We start from the raw sequence: 19,718 nt of genomic DNA on the forward strand, positions 1-19,718 counted from the left end.
TCAATCCCGGTTTTTCATTTCTTATGAATGAGTAGAGCCGTTCCAGATCATCGGATCATTATAAATATCGTATAAGAGGAAAATTTAGAATGATTTCAAAGAAGAAAATGAGTCGCCTGCTTCCGCTGGCGGCTTTATGTGCGCAGGTGCTGGTGGTTGGCCCGATCCAGGCGGCAGATAATCTCTCGCCTTCAACACCGCGTACAAGAATCGACAGCCTGCGTGACGCAGATGGTAAGGTGTATGCGGGCGATGATAATTACGCGAACAAGGGGCAAGTACCCCCTCAGTCGCTTCCACTCGATCAATATCCCGATGTCTATAACAATTATATCCAGCCTATCGCGACCGCAATCGACTACCACAACGGGATGGTCTATCTCTTCAACTATGAAAACGACAAGTTGATCATCCTGGATCCCACCACGCTCCCTGGCTGGCCTGGAAATGTTCCCTTGCAACACACGGTGGTAATGCCCGAGGGGAAAAAGATTTATATCACCTCCGACAATACGCCGGATCACCCTTCCTACATCATCGCCCTGGGTGTGAACGAAATCAACTGGGATACGCGCTACGCCTCACTGACGGTCGAGGCAGTACTTGCGGCTGATACACCCAATAAGCCTGGGGAATTACCGTTTGTCAAGCCGGTCAACCAGGTCCAGGCTGTTCCCAACTGGTTGATAGGCAGAGGAACGCAAATTCACGGTCCGACCTTGTTGCCTTACTCTGATTTTCTCTACTTTACGGAATTTACGTCGGACAGGGTGCGGGTCATCAACCACAAAACCAACCAGTTTGTGAGTTTTGATCCGATCGTCATACCTGGCTACACTGAGCAAACTCATGGGGTTAACTTCAATAAATCGGGCACCATTGGTCTTGGCACAGGCTACTTTTTCGATAACAGTGTAATCGATGTATACAAGCCGAACAGGGAAACAGGTGAATTGCAAGCTGTCGGCCAGATCATGCTGGGCAACGAGACGATGCATGCGGCTTTTACCCATTTCGTGTACTGGCTGGACGAGCGGTATGCTGTCACCGCAACGATGCAATTCGACAAAACCTCCCTGACGCCCTCGACCACGAGTTACATCATTCCACCGAGTGTATGGCTGCTTGATACCCACGAAGGAACCGCAAAACAGATACTCTGGCCTACCAATCAAGTCGATAAGCAAGGGGTTCTTCGTTCTGCATCCGACATTGCCGTGGTGAATGGCAAACTCTACATCGCGGAGGAAGATACCCTCGATTTTACATTCGGCAATGACGGCTACATCTCGGTATTCGACCTGACCGATCGTAAAAATCCCAGATTCATCAATAGGTTGCGACCCGGTTTCGAGCTCCCGAATGGATACTCCGTAGCGCATACCATCAGTCCAACACCGGATAATCGCTATTTGCTGGTGGCAAGCTGGGTTTCCGGATATGTGCTGAAGATTGATACCGAAACCGACACGGTAGCCAAGGTATGGGGGCCGCAGGATGGTCTTATTAAACCGCATGGCATATTTGCTGCAGGCGGCTTGCGCTAATCCGGTTAGCTACTTTTATATCCCGGCTCATCCGTTCTTCCAGGAAATCATCCTGGGGCTGAACAGGGATGGGCCGCCTTCAGGTAGTAATACAGATGATCATCAAGACTGATAAGAAACGGATAAGCAAAATTCGATCAGAGGCATTCCGAAAATGCCATTTCCCCGCTGCTTTGGCAGCCTTTCTCCTATTTGCCCACACAAGCATCGAAGCCGCCACTGTTGTTCTGCCTCGTCCGATACCTTTGCTGCCTGAGACGATGGCTCAGTTGAAACAGTCGCTTGCAGACAAGGATCCCCAGTGGCAATTGGTCGTTTTCGGGTTTACGCACTGCAAGGATGTCTGCCCGACGTCGCTCGCCAATCTGTCCATGCTCGTCAAGGCTGCTGCGGCCGAGCAGATCAGATTGGGTGGAATCTTCGTAACGGTGGATCCTGACAGGGATACCAATGACGTCCTGTCGCGCTATACCAAGGCCTTTGGGTCCGCGCTTGCCTACTTGCGTTTTGAAGGTGAAGAACTGGAGCGATTCAAGGCCACTTTTAGCGTCGAGGCTGCCTTTTACACAAAAAATGCCGGAAACATGCAGAATTATCAGGTGGATCATAGCACTACTGTATTTCTGATCGATCCTGCCGGAAATATCAGGGTGATATTTGATGCACTGAAGGATTCGGCTCAAATAGAGCAGATGTTTCGTGGGAATAAGGCCTTGTTCGAGTCATGATTTGGACTGTCGTACTCCTCCCGCTACTGCTAATCAGCTCGCTCACTGCATCCGCCATGCAGATCGATGCCGATCCCCGTACGATCGTATCTTTCATGGACAAGGCGCTGTCTCCGGAGCTCGATATTCTATCTGTGGCTACCGATATTTCTCCGGATAATCACTTGGTATTTCAAGTTAAGACCAGGGGAGAAAGAGCGCAGGGGGAAGTTGCGGATCACTTGCTGCTGCGTATACTACATGGAAAAGTCTATGTTTTCCTCATTCCGATAAATAAAGAAAATGGAAATAAGGTTCTGATGTATGAAACGGCGCTTCAGCCCGATAACACTGTACTGCCCCACGTATTGAAAGCGCCACAAGAGAGCAGCTTGCCTGCTGGTTTGAATGCCGGGCGTATAGTAAACGGAGCGGAGTTTATTCTACCCATCGAGTGGATCGACTTCGGTAAAGAGTTCGGTTTCGAGGCCTATACTGTAAGTGCGCAGGTACAGGGAGATACTCTGGAAATAAGCAGAGTCCATGATCAGGCAGGAAAAGGCCGCGGTGGAAGCAACAAGTTCTCTGCCATTACCCTGCTCAATAAACTGTGTACGCCCCAGCGGCTGCGGTCACGCACAGATTAATAGGGGCAGCGAAGTTTTTTGAGCTAAAAGTTTTGGGTAGGGGACAGGCCGAATCTAATTAATCTGTGTGGTTTTTTCGATCCAAATGAAAAAACGCGACAGTCTTCTGCTACTTTTCTCCTCTGTTACTTTACTGCCCATTCGCCTCTCAATATCTTCTCCGCCCAGAACAAACCTGAAACCGATTTGTTGTCGGTAATTTTTCCTTCCTTTACCCATTCCAGTGCTTCTGCCGGAGGCAGGGTAAATATCTCCAGGTATTCTCCATCATCGAGGTTTGCCCCCTCAAAGGTGAGTTCCTGCGCGAGGTAATAGATCAGTTTTTCATTCGAGTAACCGATGCAGGGATGCAGGGTAGCGAGATAACGCCAGCTTTTCGCTGTGTAACCGGTTTCTTCCAGCAGTTCCCGTTGCGCGCATACAAGCGGATCCTCCCCGGAGTCGATTTTTCCAGCGGGCAATTCGTAAAAATCCCGATGCAGCGGGTAGCGGAACTGACGTTCCAGCACCAGTTCGCCATTGTCGAGCAATGGGATAATGACCACCGCGCCAGGGTGGGCGATGTACTCGCGTATTTTCACTTTGCCGTCGGGGAGGCGTGCATGGTCTTGGTAGACATGCAGCAGGTCGCCTTCAAAAGCCTTCTGGCTGCTGACAGTGGTTTCGGTAAGGTCGGGATGTTCAGGCCGGGTTCTGGACATAGGAACGGTACGTCTCTTCATGCAATGGATAGCGATATCTTGTCCGCAGTGGATCTGTTTATTCCACTGTTTGTTGCGTCCAATATCCGCTTTCCGGGGAAGTGGTAAGCAGCCGATTATACCGCGCGCAGCAGGCGCTATTCACTCCCCTTACTGTATCAGAAGCCGGGTAGCCGGAAACACCGCGCTGAAGCGACTGCCTTTGCCCGGTTCGCTGCTAATTTCCAGCTTCGCCTGATGACCGTTGAGCACGTGCTTGACAATGGCAAGACCCAGGCCTGTGCCTCCGGTTTCACGCGATCGGCCGCGGTCCACGCGATAAAAACGCTCCGTCAGGCGCGAGATATGTTCCGGTTCGATCCCTATCCCGGTGTCCTGTACCGAAAATACACCTTGCCCGCCCTGAATTGCCCAGCGCAGCGTTATATTCCCCCCATCCGGAGTATAGCGTATGGCATTGCTGATCAGATTGATGAAGGCGCTGCGCAGGTCAAACAGATTGCCCAGGAGCTTTGTGGTTGTATCGAGCTTGAGCGTGATGCGATGGTGCCCTGCACTCAGGGATTTCGCTTCCTCATACAGCGTTCGTAACATTTCCGGTATATTGACGTGCTCCTCGCGCACCTGGTTTTCCGTATCCTCGAGCCGCGACAGGGTCAACAGATCTTCCACCAGGCTCTGCATACGTCGCGTCTGCTCGCTCATCAATTCCAACGCCCATCTGCGCGTATCGGGATCTGGTTGATTATCGTCCGACAGTGTTTCGAGAAATCCGCCGATGACGGTCAAAGGCGTGCGCAGTTCATGCGAGACGTTGGCCACAAAATCACGGCGCATGGTCTGGATTCTTTCAAGCTTGGTTATATCACGGCTGAGGAGCAGTTTCTGCTTGTCGCCATAAGGAACGAACTGCAGCGAGAGCGTCAGCTCGTGCTGCCGCGGCTGTTTGATCACCAGGGGTTCCTTGTAATTCCGCGAAGCGAGATATTCCGCGAACTGGGTTTGACGCATCAGATGCGTGATATGCTGTCCGGTATCGAGACTGGCATTGATACCCAGATGTTTTTCGGCCACTGGATTGCACCATTCGATGTGGTCCATTTCATCGAGGATGACCACTCCCTCGGGCATGGCTGAGGTAGCGCGCCGCAGACGCTCCAAAGCGGAGCTGAGGTTTTGGTGGGTTTGTTTTTGATCGCGCATGAGCCGGGCCAGACGCGCGAATACATCTCCCCATCTGCCGGAGCTGTCGGGTAGCGCAGCTTCTTCACTATGGAGCCATCGGTCCAGCCGCTTCAGATTGTGCGAGTGGCGCAGGACCAGCAGGAACAGAACGATGACATAAAATGTCAGCGCCGCAGCTGCGCCGAACACAGTCATCAGTACTCCGCTTACAACGGCAATCAGTACGAGAGTGGCAAAATGCCCCCAGAAACCGGACACGAACGTCAGCTGGAACGATTACAACAGATCATTCCAGCTTTCATCCCGCGTTCACCGCTTGCCCTGCCGAGAGGCGATAGCCGGAGCCCCGTACCGTCTGCACCAATCCATCTTTGTCGACGTTTTCGAGAGCCTTGCGCAGGCGGCGGATATGCACATCCACGGTACGGTCCTCGACAAATACATGATCGCCCCATACCTGATCGAGCAATTGGGAACGGCTATGTACCCGTTCGGAATGAGTCATGAGATAGTGCAGCAAGCGGAATTCGGTGGGTCCGAGCACGACTTCAATCTCATTCGCAGTGACGCGATGGGTTGCCGAATCCAGCCGCAGTCCACCGATCTCCACAATATCGTCGGCGGCTTCGGGAGCGCGCCGCCGTAGCACCGCCTTGATTCTCGCCAGCAGTTCCCGGGGTGAAAAAGGCTTGGTAATGTAATCGTCGGCGCCGCTTTCCAAGCCGGTCACCTTGTCGCTCTCGTCCGCGCGAGCAGTGAGCATAATAATGGGAATATCTTTTGTGCGAGTGGCTCGCCGCAGCATGCGGGCAAAATCCGCGCCGCTCATGCCGGGTAGCATCCAATCCAGGAGCACTAGGTCGGGCAGCGTATCATTGATGATTTTCATGGCTTCCTCTGCGTTTTTCGTCGAGGAAACCGTATGCTTGGCCTGCCGGAGACTATATGAGATCAGTTCCTGGATCGCGGGTTCATCTTCCACCACCAGTATCGTTGCTGCCATTAGATCATTCCTTCTATCGTCAGAATCTTCTCCGTTTTTGATTTTTTCTTATATTTCGATGATATGTAAACAGTATTGCGGTTTTGTGACATTTGCAAGCAGCGAGAGATCCGCAGCAGGTATCGTCAAGCCACGAGGAGGTTCCGGCGGCATCGAGGGATTCGAACCTCCTGTCGAAGATTCACAAAATCAGTATGACGCGGTAGTCGTTGACGTTGGTTCGGGTCGGGCCGGTCGTGACCAGATCGCCCAGCGCTTCAAAGAAGGCATAGGCATTATTACAGGTTAGCAAGGATGAAGGGTTCATGCGCCGCTCGGTGGCGCGCCTGAGGGAGTCCGGCGTGATGAGCGCGCCTGCATTGTTTTCAGTGCCGTCTATGCCGTCGGTATCGCATGCGAGCGCGTAGATGTTTGCCGCACCGTTCAGTTCGATGGCGAGCGACAGCAGAAACTCGGTATTGCGACCGCCCCGTCCGCTCTTCTTACATCCTTGTTCATTTTCCCGTAATGTGACTGTCGTCTCGCCTCCTGAGATCAGGGCTACCGGCAGCTTCCACGGCTGCCCATGTTGCCGCACCTCCTTCGTCATTGCGGCGAAGACCTTCGCCACCTCGCGCGCTTCCCCGGTAACGGAATCTCCCAGCACTACAGCTGGAATTCCTTGGGCACAAAAATATTCCGCCGCTGCCACGAGTGAAGCATGCGCTGTTGCGATCACCCGGTTTTCCACCCGATCGAAAACGGTATCCCCGGGTTTGGGCGTCTCCCTGAGCCTGCCTTCCACTCCTGCACGCAACGTTTCCGTCACGGCTGCCGAGGCATCGATTTTATAGTGTTCGAGTATGGCGAGCGCATCGGAGAACGTCGTGGGATCAGGTGCGCAGGGGCCGGAAGCAATATGGGTCGGATCGTCTCCTGTTACATCGGAAATGATCAGTGCCAGCACCGGAGCACGGCTCGAAGCCGCCAGTCGCCCGCCCGCTGTCGCAGAGAGATGCTTTCGTACAGTATTGATTTCCTGGATGGCTGCACCGCTGCGCAGCAGTTGGGTAGTGACATCGCGGAGATCATCGAGCGATATGCCGGTTGCCGGTACCGACAGAAGACTGGAGCCGCCCCCACTCAGCAGGCACAGCAGGAAATCGCCAGCTCCCAGTTTTTCTATTTCCGCCAGAATGGCACGGGCCCCTTGCTCCCCGCTTTCGTCTGGCAGTGGATGGCCTGCTTCTATCAACCGGATTCGTGCGAGGGGCAGGCCGTGACCATAGCGGGTGAGTACGATTCCGCTCAAAGGCATCTCTTGGGGCCAATAGATTTCCACAGCCTGCGCCATTGCCGCCGCAGCCTTGCCTGCGCCTACCACCAGGGTCCGTCCCCCGACATGGTTCCTGATACGGTCCCTAATGCAGCCTTCATGCTGTTTGACTGCAAGCGCGCGAGATGACACGGAAGCAAGATGCAGGGATACGACACGCAGCGGATCGGCTGCGGCGAGCGCAGCGTTGAAACTGTTGAGCAGGAGTACCCGCGGGTTCATGACGCGCCTTTACCTTTCAACAGTGCATTCAGGTGGTCGCGTGAAGATTCTCCAGCATGCCCTTGAGGTGATGCCCGGTAAAGCTTCTTTCATTCGCTGCTATTTCCTCCGGCGGGCCCTGTGCGATGATTTCACCGCCACCTTCGCCACCTTCGGGGCCGAGATCGATAATCCAGTCCGCAGTCTTGATCACATCCAGGTTGTGTTCGATCACGACCACGGTATTGCCATGGTCGCGCAATCGATGCAACACTTTGAGCAGGAGGTCGATATCCTGGAAGTGAAGCCCGGTGGTGGGTTCATCCAGAATGTAGAGCGTGCGTCCGGTATCCCGTTTGGAGAGCTCCAGCGAAAGTTTCACCCGTTGCGCTTCGCCGCCTGAAAGCGTCGTCGCCGATTGGCCCAGGCTGATGTAACCCAGGCCGACATCCAGCAAGGTCTGGAGCTTGCGTGCCACCACGGGTACGGGACTGAAAAATTCATGCGCCTGCTCTACCGTCATCTGCAGGATTTCATGAATGTTTTTTCCCTTGTATTGAATCTCCAGCGTTTCGCGGTTATAGCGCTTGCCGTGGCAGACATCGCACGATACGTAGATATCGGGGAGAAAGTGCATTTCCACCTTGATCATGCCGTCACCCTGGCAGGCTTCGCAACGGCCGCCCTTCACATTGAACGAGAACCGCCCCGGTCCATAGCCGCGTTCCCGCGCCTGGGGCACACCGGCAAATAACTCCCGGATCGGAGTGAACAACCCGGTATAAGTAGCTGGATTCGAGCGTGGCGTGCGTCCGATGGGACTTTGGTCCACGCTGATCACTTTGTCGAAAAACGCCAGTCCTTCCAGATTCTGATAGGGAGCGGGTTCTGTTGCGCTGCCATAAAGATGGCGGGCAGCAGCCTGGTAGAGCGTTTCGTTGATGAGCGTCGATTTACCCGAGCCGGATACACCGGTAACGCAAACGAACAATCCCACCGGCAGGTTCAGGGTGACGTTTTTCAGATTGTTTCCCGATGCGCCTTCAATCCGCAGCCAGCGGTCATTTTTCGGTTCGGTGCGTTTTTCGGGGGTGCTTATGGTCAATTCGCCCGAGAGATACTTTCCGGTAAGTGAGCCGGCATCGCGCTGGATAGCTTCCGGCGTACCTTGGGCGATGATGGCGCCCCCATGCTCACCGGCCCCGGGGCCCATGTCTATCACATGATCCGCGGTCAGTATTGCATCCTGGTCGTGTTCCACCACGATCACGCTGTTGCCGAGATCGCGCAGGTTCTTGAGGGTTTTCAGCAGGCGGCTGTTGTCCCGCTGGTGCAGGCCGATGGAAGGTTCATCCAGCACATACATCACACCGGTGAGACCTGATCCAATCTGGCTGGCAAGCCGGATGCGCTGGGATTCCCCCCCGGACAAGGTATCGGCGGACCGATCCAGCGACAGGTAGTCCAGTCCGACATTGTTGAGAAATGATATACGGCTCGAGATTTCCTTGATGATCTTCTCTGCAATGGCAAGCTTATGACCGGTCAGCGTCACCTGGTCGAAAAAAACCTTTGCTTCCTTCAGCGGCAAGGCGTTGATTTCATATATTGCCATGCCGCCTACATGCACATGGCGTGCTTCCCGCCGTAAGCGCGTTCCAGCGCATTCAGGGCAGATCTGGGAATTCAAATATTTCGCCAGTTCCTCGCGTACGGTAACTGAATCGGTTTCCTTGTAGCGCCGTTCCAGGTTGGGAAGGATTCCCTCGAACGTATGCTTGCGATAATTTCTCGATCCGTTTTCGTTGAGATACGAAAACATGATTTTTTCATTGCCGGATCCATTCAGGATGAGGTCCTGAATATGGCTGTTCAGTTGCTCGAAAGGCACTTCCAGATCAAAATCGTAATGACTGGCCAGGCTCGCCAGCAACTGATGATAAAACTGGTTGCGCCTGTCCCATCCCTTGATGGCGCCGGCAGCCAATGACAGATGCGGAAACGCGACGATCCGTTTGGGATCGAAGAAGGTGATTCTGCCCAGTCCATCGCATTTGGGGCAGGCGCCCATCGGGTTGTTGAACGAAAACAGACGGGGTTCGAGTTCGGGCAGCGAATAGCTGCATATCGGGCAACTGAACCTGGCTGAAAAAAGATGCTCCGCGCCGAAATCCATCTCTACCGCCAGTGCGCGCCCCTCGGCATGGCGCAGCGCTGTTTCGAATGATTCCGCAAGCCGCTGCTTTGAATCCGGCGAAACCTTGAGCCTGTCGATTACCACCTCGATCGTATGCTTCTGGTTTTTTTGCAGCTTGGGCAGGGCATCGATTTCGTATACGTTTCCGTCGACCCGCAGCCGGATGAAGCCTTGCGCGCGCAGTTCATCGATCAAGTCCACCTGCTCGCCCTTGCGCCCCACTACCAGTGGCGCAAGTATCATCAGCCGGGTATCCGGCGGCAGGCACAGCACATGATCGACCATCTGGGAAACGCTCTGCACAGTCAGCGTGATGCCATGATCGGGACACTGCGGATCTCCTACCCGCGCGAAAAGCAGGCGCAGGTAATCATGTATTTCAGTGACAGTGCCGACAGTCGAACGCGGGTTATGGGAAGTCGCTTTCTGCTCTATGGCGATGGCGGGCGATAATCCTTCAATCAGATCGACATCCGGTTTTTCCATCAATTGCAGGAACTGGCGGGCGTATGCCGAAAGCGATTCCACATAACGCCGCTGGCCTTCCGCATAGAGCGTGTCGAACGCCAGCGAAGACTTGCCCGATCCGGACAGACCCGTAATGACGACAAGCTTGTTGCGCGGCAGATCGAGGTTAATGTTTTTGAGGTTGTGCGTGCGCGCACCGCGGATCTTGATGAGTTCCATTGACTCCTTTCGCTGACGGTCCGGCGCCTGCTCCTCCAGCGAGGCAAGGCTACCTGAGAACCGGCCAAACCTGTTAATATACTCAAGTTTCCGCGTTTTCCCAATCTGATTCATGTCCCCCTCATCGTCTCCCGAGAAACTGTCACCCACAGAGGTACGCGCGATCGCGGGCCTGGCGAGTATTTACGGCCTGCGCATGCTGGGAATGTTCATCATTCTCCCGGTATTCGCGTTTTATGCCGAACGTCTGCCGGGAGGAGACAACTACACGCTGGTCGGAATTGCACTGGGGGCATACGGGTTGACGCAGGCGATATTGCAGGTTCCGTTTGGCTGGCTGTCTGATCGCTTCGGTCGCAAACCGGTGATTTACGGCGGCCTGCTCTTGTTCGCCCTGGGCAGTTTTGTCGCAGCCGCGGCAACGGATATTTACTGGGTAATCGCTGGCCGCGTCATCCAGGGAGCAGGGGCGATTTCGGCGGCTGTGATGGCGCTTGCCGCGGATCTCACACGCGAAGAGCATCGCACCAAGGCAATGGCAGCGATCGGCATGACGATAGGGACGACCTTCGCGCTGTCGCTGGTCATTGCGCCGTCGCTCAACCGCATGATCGGCGTACCCGGAATTTTCTTCATGACAGGCGTGCTGGTGCTGCTGGCGATGATCGTGGTTTCGCGAGTGGTTCCCAACCCGACAGACAGCCGGTTTCATTCGGATACGGAAGCATCCGCTGGGCGATTTTCCAATGTTTTAAGAAATCCGGAACTGTTGCGGCTCGATTTTGGTGTCTTCGCACTGCACGCCGTACTGATGGCACTGTGGCTGGTGGTACCGCTGTCGCTGCGGCAGGCAGGGCTCGCAGCGGATGATCACTGGCAAATCTATTTTCCCGCGCTGGTCATTTCCATGCTGCTGATCATTCCAGTGATCATCTACAGCGAAAAGAAGGCAAAGCTCAAGCAAGTGTTTGTCATATCCGTCGCTGTGCTGCTGGTAAGCCAGATCCTGCTGGCTTTTACATTCGATTCGATATGGGGCACCGCAGGAGCCCTGCTGGTATTCTTCACCGCCTTCAACCTGCTGGAAGCGACCCTGCCTTCGCTCATTTCCAAGATCGCTCCCGTAGGGGCAAAAGGCACCGCCATCGGTGTCTATAGCAGTGTCCAGTTCCTGGGTACGTTTATTGGTGCCAGCGCCGGTGGCTATCTCTATCAACATTACGGGAGTACCGCACTGTTTGCATTCTGTGCCGTGCTCCTCATGTTGTGGCTGATATTTGCCGTTACCATGAAGGCGCCCGCGGCTGTTCGTACCAGGATGTACCACGTGCAGGTAATGGATACCGGCACCGCCCACGGACTTTCACGGCAACTGGCGGCGCTGCCGGGAGTACACGAGGCGCTCGTACTTGCGAGCGAAGGGGTGGCTTACCTGAAAGTAGATATGCGCGGTTTTGATGAGCAAGGCGTTGCTCAATTACTTGGAGGGGAAGCATAAATGGCATCAGTCAACAAAGTCATACTCATCGGCAACCTCGGCAAGGACCCTGAGACGCGCTATATGCCGAACGGTGACGCGGTAACGAACATCACCGTGGCAACAACCGAGACCTGGAAAGACAAGAACGGCGAAAAGCAGGAAAAAACCGAGTGGCATCGCGTCACCTTCTACCGCAAGCTGGCTGAGATCGCAGGCGAATACCTCAAGAAAGGACGCTCCGTCTATGTCGAAGGACGGCTGGAGACGCGCAAGTGGACCGACAAGTCGGGCGTCGAGCGCTACACTACAGATATCATCGCTACCGATATGAAAATGCTTGGCAGCAAACCCGGGGGAGCCAGCTATGAAGCTCCGGCGAGGGAAGAAGGCGGATTCGCGCCGAGTTCATCCGGGGGCAGGGCGCCCGCCAGAAGCAGCACCGGGTTTGATGATATGGATGATGATATTCCATTTTGAATGGAGATGAGTCAAGATCATCATCAGAATCTAAGCTCTAGCGCGAGTACTGAACCGTCGTGATTGCCACTAGCCACTGGATTTGAACGGGTAGCTCTAAAACCTTTATGCCGTCGACGCATCAGCAAGGTAGAAAGGGACGCATGACCTCTCAAAAGAGGGCAATTTCTGCCCAATCTTTTTGCTCCAATCGCTCCTAAGCGTTCGCACTAATCCACAGTTCCAGACTCCCGAACTGCTGTCCGATAGGTCTTATGCAATCGTCCCCAGCACGAGGCCCACAGTAACGCCCAAAATACTTTGCTGTATTCGAGTGTATGAGAGTTATCTGGAGCAAAATTTGGAGTCTATAGCTATGTATAAGCTGTCGCGCTCGAATGCCCTATGTTCAAATTAAGTGCAAATGGCCGATTGACAGGGGCGTTCATTAGTCTAGGTGATCTCTATGTCGCTTATCGAAAAGCCAAGGTTGAGGCTTACTACGAAAACACCCATTTTCACGCACTCGCCTTTACAGAGTATGAGCAGGACCTACATGAGAATCTAACTCGCCTACATCAATCGTTATTGAAACCAGGCTTCGCTTGGGCCTTTGATTTGGCGTTTATTGGGGACTTCGCTTATTTGCCAAAGTCAATCGATTCCTCAGTATGGGAAAGTCAGGCTGATGGGCATTTCCGCGCATTAGATCCACTGAGTGATTGGGAGCAGCGGTTTCATGAGTCAACGATCCGCGCACCCGCCAAGTTAAGGTTGATCATTCGACCCACGGTCAACTTCCAAATTGTGTCCGCTCTCTGGATTATCAAAGTTGGTCATCTATTCGACGGTGTGATTAAGCCGGCGGTGTCATACGGGAATAGGCTTCGTCGCTCTTACAACGAGTTCGGCGATCCGAGAGTGGATGGACCGGCGATAAATTTGACGACAACAGGTCTCTTCGCTCCCTATTTCTCTGCCTACCGTACGTAGCGTGAAAAGGGATTGTCAGCGATGGAAAGGTCGCTGCAAGAAGGGAAAAGTATCTTGGCGATCACAATGGATATAGAACAATTTTACCATCGTGTATCGCCCAAGTTTTTACTAAGGAAGACATTTCTAGACTCAATAAAGCTGTCTCTTTATCGGCAAGAATCCATATTTACGAGAGCACTGTTAGCTGCAATCGACGTCTGGTACAAATCGACACCCGATTACGTTGATCGTCCAGAGGGAGGAATACCTGTTGGTCTTTCGGCCTCAAAGATCATCGCGAATGTATTGCTTTCAAACTTCGACAATGAGCTTGTTGATCGGTTAAAACCGATATATTACGGCCGTTACGTCGACGATATTTTTCTTGTCTTCGAAAATCTAGAGGGACTTACGACTGCAAGGCAGGTAACGAAGCGAATAGCTGATGTTTTGGCACCTGAATTAGTTCTTGAAAGCAATGATACGGAAGCACCGTCTCTGAAACTTCGTCTCCCCTATGCAAAAGATTCGGAATTGCTTTTCGTCGGGAAGAAACAAAAGATATTCGCGTTGTCGTCATCGCATGGCCTCGATCTGATACAGCATATTCGAGAGCAGATTCGCATTCAGTCCAGTGAATATCGTCTGCTCCCCGCTGTTCCGACAACCGGTGTCAGAAGGGCGTCCAAGGCATTGCTGGCGACTCCTAATGCAACTCTACAAGTAGACGCGCTTCGGAAAGCGGATGTGGTGTCCGTGAAACGCCTAGGAGTATCTCTCTTACTTAGGGATTTGGAAGCTTATTCGGCTGACTTACATCCTGAATCATGGAGTGAAATACGTAAAGAGTTTTACGGACTAGCGAAGCGCCACATCTTAACGCCAATAGGTTTTTTTGAATTTTTCGGCTATCTGCCTCGGATTTTTGGTTTGATGCTCACGAGCCGAGATGTGCGCGAGGCTAGTCAACTCATTGAAGACTTGATCGCGGTCGCAAATCTTGTCAAGAGAACGACCACAGTTGGCGAGGCTGCTCAGTTGCCGAAATTTAGGCTGTGCTTAGTGCAATATGCACAAGCTTTTCTCCAGGCTGGCTTACAGGCTGCGACTGAACGTACCCTAAAGTTGGATCGTCAGTATCTTAAAGTGTTGCACGCGCTGTTAGGGTTGGATAAAGACATCAAAATTCCCACTTCACTGCGCTGCCTAAAGACGCGTGCCCATCAAATTCTATTGGCTGATTGGGGAAGACGCCCCTATAAGGACTATTGGTATCTGAGCCAAGAGAACGATGAGAAAGGACCACCCATACCTCGCCAGCTGGAAATTCAACGAAAGATTAGATTGGGTGGCATTCGGCGTTTCAGTACACAATCGACCAATCTCAAAATTCCGCATTGGCCAGCCCTTGCATTTCCGACAAGGCCCTTACGAATCGACGAAATAGCCTTGGTTGCACCGAATGTTCTTTCGGATCCTGTGCAGTTTAAGCATGCCATTCTGGTTTTACGTGGAGCGAAGGTGTCAGCAAGGTCGCACCTAGGGTTTGTACTGGGAAGTGAGGCGGGTAACGAGGAACCAGCCATATTTATTGTTCCTGGGCACAGCAAAAAGTTGATAGGGGTGGCGATCACTAGTCTTGAAACGACTGAAGTACAATGGGCTAAGGCGGCAAAAGGAAAACAAGATCGATCAATAGAGCGATATAGAAATCTAAACGGACTGGTAAACCAGATTCTTCGGGAGACTAAGACCCCTGACTATATTGTTTTTCCCGAACTTAGTATTCCCCTTCGATGGGGTTTGAGGATTGCGAGGAAATTGGCGGCAAATGGTGTTTCACTGCTTGCAGGAGTTGAATATCACAGAGATCGAACTACAGGGCGATTGCGTAATGATAGTTTGATTTCCCTGGTTACAGATTGGCCAGGCTACGCAAGTCATGTCGCGAGACTTCAGCCAAAATTTTTCCCTGCTCATGGCGAAAAAGTAAACTTAGCTAATTTAAGACTAGGAAAGCGAGGACACTTTTTCAAACCATCCGGACTCTATGTAAAACCTACGCTTTATGTACATAGAGGGTTTTGCTTTTCTATTCTCATATGTAGCGACTTAACCAATATAGCGCACAGGCATCAACTTCGTGGCAAGGTAGATGCTCTGTTTGCCTTGGAGTGGAATCCTGACATTAAGACATTTGCACCGCTGATTGAGGCGACAGCCAATGATTTGCACGCTTACGTTGCTCAAGTAAACAATCGAACTTACGGGGATAGTCGTCTTCGGGTGCCTGCGGTGGAAGACTATTTGAGGGACGTGGTACAGGTTAAGGGAGGTATCAGTGACTATTATGTTCTAGGCGAAATCGATTACCTAGCGTTGCGTAAGGAGCAATGCCGCCCTCCGAGGAAACGTAAATTCAAGCCAGTACCGATCGGGTACAAATTCTCGCCTCTTAGAAAGAAAGCAAAGTAGAAAGGAAAGCTTTCCTTTCGTTACCTTGGGTCGGCATGTAAAATGGTAACAACTCTTCTATCTTCTAGGAACTCCAGGGCTGTTTACATTTTCCGCTTGTTTTTTGGAGTCGACCGTTAGTTTAGGCAGCATCGGTTTGTATTTTCCAGGTTATTAACATCATTAGGTATACACAACCGTTCTGATGCGACTTTCCGACATGACTGCAAGATGCTGCATGACCGAATCTGCTAGAAATATGACCAAACTGTTTCTTCTCCTTATTACGCTGTTTGTATTTAGCGGAGCGGTATTCGCGGCTGTCAATATCAATACCGCTAGCCAGGCCGAACTGGAAAGTCTTCAGGGAATCGGCCCGGCCAAAGCCAAGGCGATCATCGACTATCGCAAGAAGAAGGGGTCTTTCAAATCCGTGGATGATTTGCAGAACGTAAGCGGCATTGGTCCCGCCACGGTTCAGAAACTGCGCAAGGATATCACTGTCGGTGGCGGCGCGGCAGCCAGGAAGGAGCACAAGCCTGCTGCCAGGGAATAATCCTCGCATACCGGTTGGTGCCGCAGAATGCGGAATGGGTGAAGGCTTGACCGCACCCATCTACTATCGATAAGTTACGCTTTTACCCCATCTCCTACGATCACTACGCGCCACTCCGGCTACTGCGGGAATTCGTTGTGACGTTTCACAAGTCGGACAGGTCATGTTCAAAACCATAGAAGATTTTGTCGGCAATACGCCTCTGGTCAAGCTTAAACGCCTGCCAGGGAATACTACCAACACTGTCCTCCTGAAGCTGGAAGGCAACAATCCGGCGGGTTCGGTAAAAGACCGTCCCGCTATGTCGATGATTACGCGCGCGCAGGAGCGCGGGGAAATCAAGCCAGGCGATACGTTGATAGAGGCCACCAGCGGCAACACCGGCATCGCGCTCGCCATGGCGGCGGCAATCATGGGTTATCGCATGGTGCTGGTAATGCCCGAGCATCTCAGCGTGGAGCGCCGGCAATCGATGAAGGCGTACGGAGCGGAAATCATACTGACTTCCAGAGAGGGCAGCATGGAAGAAGCGCGCGACGTGGCCGAGCGCATGCGCGACGAGGGGCGGGGAATCATCCTCGACCAATTTTCCAGTCCGGATAACCCACGCGCCCATTACGAAGGTACTGCTCCCGAAATCTGGCGGGATACCGAAGGAAAAATTACTCATCTGGTGAGCAGCATGGGCACGACCGGAACGATCATGGGTTGCTCCCGCTATTTCAAGGAGAAGAAACCCGAGGTCCGGATCATTGGTGTACAGCCGGAAGAAGGCGCCCAAATTCCTGGTATCCGCAAATGGCCTGAAGCCTATTTGCCAAAAATCTATGACTCGGGCCGGGTAGACCGCATCATGCTGGTTTCCCAGAAGGAAGCCGAAGAAATGACGCGGCGACTTGCGTCCGAAGAGGGGATCTTTGCCGGAATTTCGTCGGGTGGCGCGCTCGCCGCGGCGCTCAAGGTTTCTGCGGAAACAGAAAATGCAACGATCGTCTCGATCGTTTGTGACCGAGGGGACCGTTACCTTTCCACCGGTGTTTTCCCTGCGTGATTACTGGTTTCAGGGGGTAGACGGGTCGGAGAGCTGTAGCAGGGGAGCAGCAATAGGCTGAGGTTAGACACGCATCCCAGCATGGCCAATGGCCACCGGAACATATCGGGCTTCCTTCGTCATCTCCCTATGATAGAAGGGTGCGGGTTGAAGCTGCAACCCATCACTGGAATTCGATGGTTACGCTTCACTCCATCCATCCTGCAATCCCAACCAGCACAGCTTGTGCCTGGTCTGCAAATGACAAAATTCCTCATCAGGATACTGGCAGCGTTCTTCCCCGCAGTGGTATCCGCGCAGGCTGCGTCTCTTACCTTTTCTGCAGAGGCTATCCGCGGCCCCTTTTCCAATATCAAGGGGATCCAGATCACCCTCGCTGGTGCTCCTGCGGCGTCCTCGCTGGGGATGAAGCTGTCCGAGGTGGCGATACAGGGAAAGACCTGGCATAACCTGCATCTTTCATGCGATCGATTTCGTGCCAGCAGGGAGGAGATCAACTGTGATAGCGGTGCGCTGAGGTTGTCGGAGTCCGCGCCACTGCCTGTGTCATTTCGTTTGTCTGTTCCAGGCAGAACTTCCGACGTAAAAATCCTGGATGTGAGAATCAGAAACAGTGCAGGCAAGACAGGCGAGGGGTGGAAGCTGTCGCTTCGCATGGGAAGAGCAGGTTGGGAAGGGACGCTTGTCGCGGCTAACGGAGAGGTCGCGCAGATCGTACAATTGCTGCCGGTCAGTGAGAATGCCATCCTGCCTTCATCCACGAAAGGGAAAATCAATGGTACAGCGAAACTGCAGGCTGACCTCGACGGACCTGCTGACATCGATGCCCATCTGGCGGTGGAGGGCGTGGCCTTCAGTGATGTCAGCGGTTTGCATGCGGGCGAGAATATCAGTGTTACCGTCGACGCAAGGGCCAAACGCAAGCCTGGACAGATTCCCTCGCAGAACACCCGGTTATGGGAGTGGCAGGCGGATGCCCAGTGGCCGCAAGGGGAAGTATTCTGGCAACCCCTCTATTTCGCTGCCCAAGGTCATCGTTTCAGCGGGCGGGGCGAACTCGATGACGGCATCCTTCGTCTCCAGACGGGAAAACTTTCCCTGGCAAAGATTGGGGAGATCGATCTATCCGGCAGTATGGACTGGGGCGCGGGCACGCTGCATGATTTCGACCTCGACGCGCCTGATCTGGAAATGGCAGGGTTGTACAGCCAGATCGTAAAACCTTTTCTGGTCAATACTTCTTTTTCCGCATTGAAGACCGCTGGACAGGCGGGAGTAAAGTGGCGATTCCGGAATGGTGTAAGCGAAATGCTCGATGTCGATTTGCGTGACGTATCGCTGGAGGACGAGAGCGGGCGTTTTGCGCTGCGCGATATCAATACGCGCATCCCCCTGCGCGCAGATGCGCTGACGCACGCGGCCATTACGATAGGGGGCGGTCACGTAAGTCGGCTACCCGTAGGGCCAGTTCATATTCCCCTGGAAATAACCGGATTAAATGAACCGGGTTTTCGCATACCCCGAATGGAAGCCCCCTTGCTTGACGGCAAGCTGACCCTGGAGAATTTCAGTGCCATCAGGCAAGCGCAGGGATCGCTTCCAGGCTGGCGTTGGCAGTTCAGCGGCGACCTCTCGTCCATATCCATGGAGCAACTCACCCGCGCGCTCGGGATTCAGCCGATGCGCGGCAACCTCTCGGGAAAAATCCCCAAGGTAACATTCGACGGCTCCGCTGTTGAAGTGCAGGGCGCTCTGCTTCTCAACGTGTTTGATGGCACGGTGCTGGTATGGAACCTGAAAGCGCTGGAGCCATTCAGCTCCGCACCCTCCCTCATGGCGGATGTGGACATGCGTAATCTCGATCTTGACCTGCTCACCGGCGCATTCTCATTTGGCAATATGGAAGGCCGCATAGATGTGGTCGTGCGTGATCTCGAGCTTTTTGACTGGAAGCCAGTGAAATTCGATGCCCACCTCATGAGCAGCCCGGGCGATTACAGCCGCCGCATCAGCCAGCGGGCGGTGCAAAGCATTTCATCACTGGGTGGACTGGGCGCTGCCGCCGCAATCCAGCGCAGTTTCCTGCGTGTCTTCGATGAATTCGGCTATTCGCAAATCGCGTGGAGCTGTACATTGCGCAATGGCGTCTGCAATATGGGCGGAATAGAATCGGAACCCTTGCCGCACGGATATCTGATCGTCAAGGGGGGCGGAATCCCGGCGATCACCGTGATAGGTTATAATCGCAGGGTGGACTGGCGGGAATTGGTAAGTCGTCTTCAACGGATTACGGACGGCAATGCCAAGCCTGTCCTTCAACAGGATAAACAATGAAGAACCTTTTGTTCCAGGCAGCTTCGCTGACCCTGGTCGGCGCGGTGTCAACCGCCTGCGTCACCATCAATATTTATTTCCCTGCCGCTGCAGCTGAAAAAGCAGCAGACAAGATAATAGAAGAAGTGTGGCAACTCAAGAAACCGGAAGGGGGTGAGAAGACGGAGCCCGTTTTGCCTCCTTCTTCTTCCCAACCTGCGGTAGAGCAGCAGCCATAACAAT

The 19,718-nt window shown here is 53.3% G+C and carries 16 protein-coding genes; 11 read left to right on the forward strand and 5 right to left on the reverse strand.

Features of this window, described 5'->3' with window-relative positions:
- Positions 1-89 precede the first annotated feature (89 nt).
- The 3 genes from BMW46_RS00470 to BMW46_RS00480 all read left to right on the forward strand — a co-directional run bounded on the left by BMW46_RS00470 (position 90) and on the right by BMW46_RS00480 (position 2,901).
- Complete coding sequence (locus BMW46_RS00470; protein WP_256376894.1) at positions 90-1,547, forward strand: hypothetical protein; 1,458 nt, start codon at positions 90-92, stop codon at positions 1,545-1,547.
- Positions 1,548-1,807: 260 nt separating this feature from the next.
- Entirely contained in the window at positions 1,808-2,275 is a 468-nt protein-coding gene (locus BMW46_RS00475) for an SCO family protein (RefSeq protein WP_256376895.1), read from the forward strand.
- The gene (locus BMW46_RS00480) at positions 2,272-2,901 is read left to right on the forward strand and encodes a hypothetical protein (RefSeq protein WP_074703737.1); all 630 of its coding nucleotides are present in this window, start codon (positions 2,272-2,274) and stop codon (positions 2,899-2,901) included. The genes BMW46_RS00475 and BMW46_RS00480 overlap by 4 nt, the downstream gene beginning before the upstream one ends.
- Positions 2,902-3,026: 125 nt before the next feature.
- Here the strand turns inward: BMW46_RS00480 and BMW46_RS00485 are convergent, their stop codons facing one another.
- The 5 genes from BMW46_RS00485 to uvrA form a co-directional block, all read right to left on the reverse strand.
- Entirely contained in the window at positions 3,027-3,602 is a 576-nt protein-coding gene (locus BMW46_RS00485) for an NUDIX domain-containing protein (RefSeq protein WP_256376896.1), read from the reverse strand.
- A 150-nt stretch (positions 3,603-3,752) separates the two neighbouring features.
- Positions 3,753-5,045, reverse strand: coding sequence for a phosphate regulon sensor histidine kinase PhoR (phoR, locus tag BMW46_RS00490; protein WP_074703739.1), 1,293 nt, complete (start codon positions 5,043-5,045; stop codon positions 3,753-3,755).
- 40 nt (positions 5,046-5,085) lie between these two features.
- Entirely contained in the window at positions 5,086-5,790 is a 705-nt protein-coding gene (phoB, locus tag BMW46_RS00495) for a phosphate regulon transcriptional regulator PhoB (RefSeq protein ID WP_074703740.1), read from the reverse strand.
- Positions 5,791-5,971: 181 nt separating this feature from the next.
- A complete protein-coding gene (locus BMW46_RS00500) occupies positions 5,972-7,327 on the reverse strand; it encodes a glycerate kinase type-2 family protein (protein WP_074703741.1) in 1,356 nt (451 codons plus the stop codon).
- Positions 7,328-7,355: 28 nt separating this feature from the next.
- Complete coding sequence (gene uvrA, locus BMW46_RS00505; RefSeq protein ID WP_074704448.1) at positions 7,356-10,190, reverse strand: excinuclease ABC subunit UvrA; 2,835 nt, start codon at positions 10,188-10,190, stop codon at positions 7,356-7,358.
- Positions 10,191-10,302: 112 nt separating this feature from the next.
- Here uvrA and BMW46_RS00510 point away from each other — a divergent pair, with 112 nt between their 5' ends.
- The 8 genes from BMW46_RS00510 to BMW46_RS00540 all read left to right on the forward strand — a co-directional run bounded on the left by BMW46_RS00510 (position 10,303) and on the right by BMW46_RS00540 (position 19,714).
- Positions 10,303-11,688, forward strand: a complete 1,386-nt coding sequence (locus tag BMW46_RS00510) for an MFS transporter (RefSeq protein WP_074703742.1) — start codon at positions 10,303-10,305, stop codon at positions 11,686-11,688.
- Positions 11,689-12,147 carry a single-stranded DNA-binding protein gene (gene ssb, locus BMW46_RS00515; protein ID WP_074703743.1) on the forward strand — a complete coding sequence of 153 codons (459 nt, stop codon included), beginning with the start codon at positions 11,689-11,691 and terminating at the stop codon, positions 12,145-12,147. It begins immediately after the preceding gene.
- A 384-nt stretch (positions 12,148-12,531) separates the two neighbouring features.
- Positions 12,532-13,119 (forward strand): hypothetical protein, encoded by a 588-nt coding sequence (locus BMW46_RS15515; RefSeq protein WP_218141731.1) that lies wholly within the window; start codon positions 12,532-12,534, stop codon positions 13,117-13,119.
- A 21-nt stretch (positions 13,120-13,140) separates the two neighbouring features.
- Positions 13,141-15,576 (forward strand): reverse transcriptase domain-containing protein, encoded by a 2,436-nt coding sequence (locus BMW46_RS00520; protein WP_218141732.1) that lies wholly within the window; start codon positions 13,141-13,143, stop codon positions 15,574-15,576.
- Between the two features lie 217 nt (positions 15,577-15,793).
- Entirely contained in the window at positions 15,794-16,111 is a 318-nt protein-coding gene (locus BMW46_RS00525) for a ComEA family DNA-binding protein (RefSeq protein WP_371113482.1), read from the forward strand.
- Positions 16,112-16,274: 163 nt separating this feature from the next.
- Complete coding sequence (cysM, locus tag BMW46_RS00530; protein ID WP_074703744.1) at positions 16,275-17,162, forward strand: cysteine synthase CysM; 888 nt, start codon at positions 16,275-16,277, stop codon at positions 17,160-17,162.
- A 147-nt stretch (positions 17,163-17,309) separates the two neighbouring features.
- Complete coding sequence (locus tag BMW46_RS00535) at positions 17,310-19,496, forward strand: YdbH domain-containing protein (RefSeq protein ID WP_256376897.1); 2,187 nt, start codon at positions 17,310-17,312, stop codon at positions 19,494-19,496.
- Entirely contained in the window at positions 19,493-19,714 is a 222-nt protein-coding gene (locus tag BMW46_RS00540; protein WP_074703745.1) for a hypothetical protein, read from the forward strand. The genes BMW46_RS00535 and BMW46_RS00540 overlap by 4 nt, the downstream gene beginning before the upstream one ends.
- The last annotated feature ends 4 nt before the right edge of the window (positions 19,715-19,718 follow it).

It is taken from the genome of Nitrosospira multiformis, assembly GCF_900111585.1.
GTDB lineage: Bacteria > Pseudomonadota > Gammaproteobacteria > Burkholderiales > Nitrosomonadaceae > Nitrosospira > Nitrosospira multiformis_B.